Source organism: Gammaproteobacteria bacterium (assembly GCA_028817255.1).
GTDB lineage: Bacteria > Pseudomonadota > Gammaproteobacteria > Porifericomitales > Porifericomitaceae > Porifericomes > Porifericomes azotivorans.
On the sequence record JAPPQA010000002.1, the window covers coordinates 1 to 7,049 of the forward strand.

Genomic DNA, 7,049 nt, shown 5'->3' on the forward strand with positions numbered 1-7,049 from the left:
ATTGCCGTGACGCCTAGCGTCGTAATCCTGGCGGCGGGGCGCGGCGAGCGGATGCGCTCCAGCCTGCCCAAATCGCTGCATCCCCTGGGCGGGCGGCCGCTGCTGGAACACGTCTATAACGCCGCCAGCAAGGTCGCGGCCAAGGACGGCATCTACATCGTCCACGGCGCCGGCGGCGAATTGCTGCGCCAACGCTGCGCGCATCTGCGCGCGCAATGGGTGCGCCAGGAACCCCAGTTGGGCACCGGTCACGCCGTGATGCAGGCGCTGCCGCAGCTTCCGGAGCAGGCGCTGGCGCTGGTCCTCTGCGGCGACGTGCCGCTCATCCGCACGCAAACCCTGCGCCGCCTGGTCGCGGCGGCGGACGAGGGCGGCCTTGCCCTGCTCAGCGCCGAATTGGCCGACCCGCACGGCTACGGCCGCCTGCTCCGCGACAGCGCGGGACGGCTGGAGCGCATCGTGGAGGAACAAGACGCCGACGAGCGGCAACGCCGCATCCGCGAAGTCTTCTGCGGCGCGCTGGCGGCGCCCGCCGCCTCCCTGCGGCGCTGGCTGGCGGGGATCGGCAAGGAAAACGCCCAGGGCGAATACTACCTGCCCGGGGTCGTCGCCGCCGCGGCGGCGGAGGGGGCCGCGCCGGTCGCCGTCTCCGTCCCGGACCCGGCGGAAGTCCAAGGCGTCAATACCCGCGCCCAACTCGCCCTGCTGGAGCGCCGCTGGCAGCGCCGCCAGGCGGAGGCGACCATGGCGGCGGGCGTCTCCCTGCTGGACCCGTCCCGCTTCGATTTGCGCGGCACGCTGGAGGCGGGCCGCGACGTCTCGATTGACGTCAACGTGATTCTGGAAGGCAGGGTGCGCCTGGGGAACGACGTGCAGATCGGCAGCAACTGCCGCATCCGCGACAGCGAACTGGGAGACGGCGTGCAAGTACTGGCGAACAGCGTGATCGAAGAGGCGCGGATAGCGGCGCGGGCGCGCCTGGGCCCCTTCTGCCGCATCCGTCCCGGGACCCGGGTGGCGGCGGAGGCGCGGATCGGCAACTTCGTGGAATTAAAGGAAGCCGCGGTGGGAGAGGCGGCCCGCATCGCCCACCTGAGTTACATCGGCGATGCCGAACTGGGCGCGCGCACCAACATCGGCTGCGGCGTCGTCACCTGCAATTACGACGGCGCCGACAAGCACCGCACGGCGATCGGCGACGACGTATTCGTAGGTTCGCAGTCGCAATTGATCGCCCCGTTGCGGATTGGGGACGGCGCGACCATCGCCGCCGGCACCGCCGTCACGAAAGACGTGGAAAAAGACGCGCTGGCCATCGGCAGGCCGCGGCAGGAAACCGTGCGCGGCTGGAAAAGGCCCGGACGCGACTGATGCCGGCGCCGCTGCCGATCCCCGCGCTCCTGCCGGCGTCGGCGCCGATGCCGCCGCTGCCGCCGCCGCCCATGCGCCGCCCGGCCCGGCGGCGTATTTTGCCGAGCGCTTGCTGAGCGCCCGGCCATGCGCGTCGCCTACTACCAGTTCCGCCCCCTGTTCGGCAAACCGCGCCGCAACCTCGACAAGGTGGTGGCGCGCCTGGACGGCTGCGGCGCCGAGCTGGTCGTCCTGCCGGAGCTGGCCTTCACCGGCTATTACTTTCGGGACCGCGGCGAGGCGCTGGCCCTGGCGGAAGACCCGCGGCGCTCCGCCACGGTGGACGCCCTGCGCGCCCTGTGCCGCGGCAACCGCTTTCGCCTGGTCGCCGGTTTTGCCGAGCGGCGCGCGGAGCGCTGCTTCAACAGCGCCCTGCTGATCGGGCCGAACGGGATCGAACAAACCTACCGCAAGCTGCACCTCTTCAACGAGGAAAAACTGTGGTTCGACCCCGGCGACACGGAGTTGCAGACCTGCGATGTCGGCCCGGCCCGGATCGGCATGATGATCTGCTTCGACTGGCTGTTCCCGGAAGCGGCGCGCGCGCTGGCCCTGCAAGGGGCGGAGATCCTGTGCCACCCCTCCAACCTGGTGCTAAGCCACTGTCAGAAGGTCATGCAGGCGCGCTGCCTGGAGAACCGCGTCTATGCCGTCACGGCCAACCGTTGCGGCGCGGACCGCCGCCCGCACGGGGAACTGCGCTTCACCGGCAAAAGCCAGATCGTCGCCCCGGACGGGGAACGCCTGTGCGCCGCGCCGGCGCGGCGGGAACAACTGCGGATCGAGGAATTGGACCCCGGTCGCGCCCGCGACAAGCGGATCACGGCGCGCAACGAAGTCTTCGCCGACCGCCGCCCCCGCTATTACGCGCCCGTGGCGGGAAGGCGCTGAACGGGCGGCAACCCGCCCACAGGCCGCCATATGGACGCTCCCGCCACCGCCGACATCTGCGACGCGCACCCCGACAGCGTCCGCATACTCGCCCCCGGACTGGCCGACTACGGCGCCCGGCGGGCATTCGCCGGGCCGGTCGCCACGGTGCGCTGCCGCGACGACAACAGCCGCGTCCGCGAGGCGCTGGAGACGCCGGGCGACGGCCGGGTGCTGGTCGTGGACGGCGGCGGCTCCAGGCATTGCGCGCTGCTGGGCGGCAGGCTGGCCGCCGCCGCCCTGCGCAACGGCTGGCGCGGGATCGTAGTCTGGGGCTGCATCCGCGACGCCGTCGAACTCGCCGCCCTGGAGATCGGCGTCAAGGCGCTGGGCGCCTGCCCCCGCAGGAGCCGCAAAGGCGGCGCGGGAGAGAGGCAACTGCCGCTGGAACTGCAAGGCGTGGCCGTGCGCCCCGGCGACTACCTGTACGCGGACCGGGACGGCGTCCTGCTGGCCGGGCGCCCCCTGCATCCCATCGCCGGGCAGGCCGGCGCGCCGCCATAGCGGTGGCGACAGCCCTCATGTTCTCCGCCATAAGCGCCCACAGCGCCCGCATCCGCAGCTGCATTCGCACCCGCCTGCGCCGCCGGCGGCGGCAAAGACCGCGGCGGCTCGCGCCCTTGCTCCTGCTGTTGTTGCCGGGCGCCTTGCTCTGTCCGGGCGCCGCCGCGCGCGCCGCGCCCGCGGACGGCCGCTACCACTGCACCGTCCTGCAACACAGCGCGCTGTACGAGCGGATCTTCGTCCTGAAGGAGGGGGCACAAGACTACCTCTTCGACCAGGCCGAGGATGCCATCCACAGGCACCGGGACGAAAACCTGTACGTAGAGACCTATCGCAAAAAATACATGAGCAGCCGCACTCGCTGGTACGAGATCTATGTGTTCGACCTGCGCTCGCGGATGCTGATGCTGGCCAAGGTCGAATACGGCCCGCCCCGGGAGTACGAGGAAGCCAAAGATATGATGGTCTCCAACACCCGGCGGCTGCAAAAAAAGAACCCGCAACACTACGAAGCGCTGGAAGCGCTGGGCGACCGGTTCCGGGAGGGAGGCGCCGGGCACAGGCACGACCGCCCCGATCTGTACTACCACCGCCCCGATCTGTACCGGTGGATACCGCAGCCGCTGCCCGAGGGCTACCGGGCATGGGGTTGGGGCGACGGTTTCTGGCAATGCAATCCCGTCTCCGCGCTGGAGTATTTCTACCTCGCGGTACGGCTGCTGTTCATCGTGCTCATCTCGTCGGCCTGAGTCCCGGGCGCCGCTCCTATATAATTCGCAGTGTAATTTTTGCCCGCGGGGCGAATCCGCGTCATGAAAAAACAAACCGCGAAATGGCACTTCACGCCGCTGGATCCGGGCCGCAGGGTTCGGGAAACCGTGGTAGATGAATTCTTCGCCGGGGAGAAGACCGGCAAGCCGGGGGTGGCGCTGGTCCGGGAGGGGATTCAGAACGCCCTGGATGCCAGGGCCGGCGACACCCCGGTGATCGTGCGGATCTTCTTATCGGGGAAGGCGCTTCCCGCCGCCGACGTGGCTTATCTGTCCGCGGGTTTGTGGGAGCACTTCAACGCCTCGAAAAAATCCTTTCCCGGCGGGCGGCCGCCGCCGCAAGGCGAGCCCTGGCGCTGCGTGGTATTCGAAGATTTCGGCACCAAGGGGCTGGAGGGCGACGCCGGTTCCGCCTTTGGGGACGAAAAAGGAGGGAATCACTTCTATCACTTCTTCCGCGCCGAAGGGCAAAGCGACAAAGACGCCGGCAGCCGCGGCAGTTGGGGCATAGGCAAGCAGGTGTTCTGGGCCTCGAGCCGGATCCATACCGTGTTCGGGCTCACGATGCGCAAAAGCGACCGGAGAATCATGCTGATGGGCTCTACGCTGCTCAAGATGCACAGCATCGGCGGCAAGCACTACCAGGAGGGTTACTATGGAGTCAAAGGCCCGGACTCCAGAATTGTGCTCCCTTGCGAAGAGGAAGCGCTGCTGGAGAAGTTCCGCCGCTTGTTCGGGCTAAAGCGCGTGCGCGTGCCGGGGCTGTCGCTGGTCGTTCCCCATCCGCACGAGGAAATCAACCGGGAGTCGCTGATCCTGGCCGTGCTGGAAGATTATTTCTACCCGATCCTTTGCGGCCAGCTGCAAGTATATATCAATGTGCCGGGGCTGGAGACCCGCCTCGACAAAAATAATTTCGAGCAGGTGCTGGCGGAGATGAAGCTGGACGAAAACGACGCGAAGGCCATTGGCAACAAGGCGAAACTCGCGCGCCGCTCCCTGGCGCTGAAAGACCGCGAGCGAATCGTATTGCACAAGCCCGCCGCCAATAAAAAATGGCACTGGTCCCGCGAGCTGCTGCCCCAGGATCGAATCCCCTCGCTGCGGGAGGACTACCGCGACAACCGGCATATCGCCTTTCGCGTGCCGGTAACCGTGCGCCCGAAAGACGCCCGGGCGCGCGATTCTTGCTTCGACGTGTTCGTCATGCGCGACAAGACGGAGAAATTCTCGCGCCCCGCCTTTGTCCGCGAGGGCCTGGTCATTCCCGAGGTGGGGCAGTCCAGGGTTCGCGGCGCCGTTGCGCTGGTGGTCGCCGAGCGGGGACCGTTGGCCGACTTTCTGCGCGACGCGGAGAACCCGGCGCACACCGATTGGCAAGCCGCCAGCTCCAACTTCAAGGGCAAATACAAATCGGGCAGCGGCGATCTGCAATTCGTCAAGGAAAGCGTGCGGAAAATCGTCGCCTACCTGATGCAGGACGACTCGCGGGCCGACCGGACTTTGCTGAAGGATTTCTTCCCGCGCATGTATTCGGGAGGGGGCAGAACCGGCGCCCCGCCAGACAAGCTGGAGCCGCCGCCCTCCAATCAGACGGCATTCGAGGTGCGGGAAATTGCCGGCGGCTTCGGCATCTCGGGAACGGCCTCCGGCATATTATGCGTCCGGGCAGCCTACGACACGGCGCCGGGAAACCCGTTGCGGAAATACCATGTTTCGGACTTCAGTTTCGCGCCGGGCGCGGGAGAGAACCGAATCCGGGTGCAGGCGGAAGGCGCCGAAATCGTTTCCCTGGCGAATAACTGCATCCGCGTCAAGGCGGCGGGGGAATTCTCCATTCGCGCCGCCGGTTTCGACGAAAATCGGGATGTTTATGTCAGGGTGACGAAGGACGCGGCGGAGAATCCCGGTGACGGTTCGCCGAATTAATTACACGGGGCGCAAGCGTTTCGAGCGCAAGCGGATCTCCATAGAGATGGACTGGCCCGCGTTCAGCGCGGCGCTCGATCTCAACGACTGCGGCCTGCCGGAAACCGCACGGGTCTTTATAGAGGCATACCGGCAAACGGCCCGCTTCCGCTTCCCTTTCGGAACCGTCGCCAACATCTGCCCGCCCGGGAATACAGACCTCTCCGGCCTGGAAACCCCCGAGGGGGTTTTGTTCCGCGTCATGGCGGTGGACACCGACGGCAAGATTCTCGCCCGCACGGACAGAATACGCCCCGACAACGAAAACCCCGCGACCAGGGACTCCTTGTTGCCGGTAAGACCCAGCGACCAGCTGGGAGAGCAGATCTATCGCCTGGACCTGGGCGGCGACGAACCGATCCTGGAGGTGAATTCCAGCTTCGACGATTGGCTCGCCCTGGTGCAATCCGCGCAATTTTCCACGCTGGCGTTCCCTGCCTTGATCAGGGAAATCCTGACCTACATCCTGGCGATAGAACGCTACCGCGACGCCGGCGACATGGACGACTGGAAATCGCAGTGGCTGTTATTCGCCCAGCGCCAGCTTGGCGCCGGCCCCTTGCCGCCGCCCCCCGAAGACGACGGCGACGACGACGCCCAGGCGCTCCTGGACTGGATTGAGCAGGCCGTGGCAGGCTTCTGCGAAAAGCATCATGCCGCCTCCGGCTATTTGCTCCACTGGCGCGAAGAGGAGCAATGACGGCAACGATGGAACTGCGGCTTTTCAACGAGGACGGGATCGCCAGGCTGGAAAGATTCATTCAGGATCTCAGGGACGGCAAGCGGCTCGCCCCGCAAAAGAGGAACGACATCCTCACCGCCCCGGGGCTGTCCGCGGTCGCGCGCCCGGAGGCGCCCATAACCGTAGAGCAGCGGGCGTTCCCCGACAGCAAACAGGCGATGGATTATCTGTACGGCAAGTTGTCCGGCGGGGGCGGAATGAGGCATATCGGGAAAGACAAATATCTCTGGTCCTGGCTGGCGCTGTTCTACTTCGAGCAGCTGTGCCCGCCCGGGGGGGACGGCAAACGCAAGGTCGGCCAATCGGCCCGGTGGATACCGGAATTTCACCGCAATCGCCAATTTTTCCATCTCCTCCTGGGGCCTTACCTTGCCTACCTGCACCACAGGAACGACCTCGGGCGGGCGCGGGTCCTGTTCTGCCACCGCCCGGATCAGAGCAGCCCGGCGGTAACGGAAATCGGCTGCCGCCAGGAACTGATCACCTGCAACGCGGTAGTGGAGGCGGCCAGCCGCCTGTACGTGGGCGCGGACGGCAAATTCAAGCGGGGCGCGCACGGCAGGAGCGGGCTCAGGCGCTTCGTCCAAGTCATACAGCAATTCGCGCGCACCTGGGATTTGTACTCCATGCCGACGGCAGCGCTGCTGGACATGTTGCCCGGAGAATTCGACCGCTTCCGGCGGTAGGCGCCCATGCGCCGGCCAATGACCGCCCAACAGCCAATG

Annotated in this window: 7 protein-coding genes; all 7 read left to right on the top strand. The window is 66.8% G+C overall.

Annotation, left to right across the window (positions count from 1 at the left end; genetic code table 11):
- The first annotated feature begins 6 nt into the window (after positions 1-6).
- The 7 genes from glmU to OXU43_00060 all read left to right on the top strand — a co-directional run bounded on the left by glmU (position 7) and on the right by OXU43_00060 (position 7,010).
- Positions 7-1,371 carry a bifunctional UDP-N-acetylglucosamine diphosphorylase/glucosamine-1-phosphate N-acetyltransferase GlmU gene (gene glmU / locus OXU43_00030; protein MDD9823568.1) on the top strand — a complete coding sequence of 455 codons (1,365 nt, stop codon included), beginning with the start codon at positions 7-9 and terminating at the stop codon, positions 1,369-1,371.
- Between the two features lie 126 nt (positions 1,372-1,497).
- Positions 1,498-2,301 carry an acyltransferase gene (locus OXU43_00035; GenBank protein MDD9823569.1) on the top strand — a complete coding sequence of 268 codons (804 nt, stop codon included), beginning with the start codon at positions 1,498-1,500 and terminating at the stop codon, positions 2,299-2,301.
- A gap of 30 nt (positions 2,302-2,331) precedes the next feature.
- On the top strand, positions 2,332-2,844 hold the full coding sequence (rraA, locus tag OXU43_00040) for a ribonuclease E activity regulator RraA (GenBank protein ID MDD9823570.1): 513 nt from the start codon (positions 2,332-2,334) through the stop codon (positions 2,842-2,844).
- A gap of 17 nt (positions 2,845-2,861) precedes the next feature.
- Complete coding sequence (locus tag OXU43_00045; GenBank protein MDD9823571.1) at positions 2,862-3,593, top strand: hypothetical protein; 732 nt, start codon at positions 2,862-2,864, stop codon at positions 3,591-3,593.
- 63 nt (positions 3,594-3,656) lie between these two features.
- Positions 3,657-5,543, top strand: a complete 1,887-nt coding sequence (locus OXU43_00050; protein MDD9823572.1) for a hypothetical protein — start codon at positions 3,657-3,659, stop codon at positions 5,541-5,543.
- A complete protein-coding gene (locus OXU43_00055; GenBank protein MDD9823573.1) occupies positions 5,524-6,282 on the top strand; it encodes a hypothetical protein in 759 nt (252 codons plus the stop codon). Before OXU43_00050 ends, OXU43_00055 begins: the two co-directional genes overlap by 20 nt.
- Positions 6,279-7,010 carry a hypothetical protein gene (locus OXU43_00060; GenBank protein MDD9823574.1) on the top strand — a complete coding sequence of 244 codons (732 nt, stop codon included), beginning with the start codon at positions 6,279-6,281 and terminating at the stop codon, positions 7,008-7,010. The genes OXU43_00055 and OXU43_00060 overlap by 4 nt, the downstream gene beginning before the upstream one ends.
- Positions 7,011-7,049 lie beyond the last annotated feature (39 nt).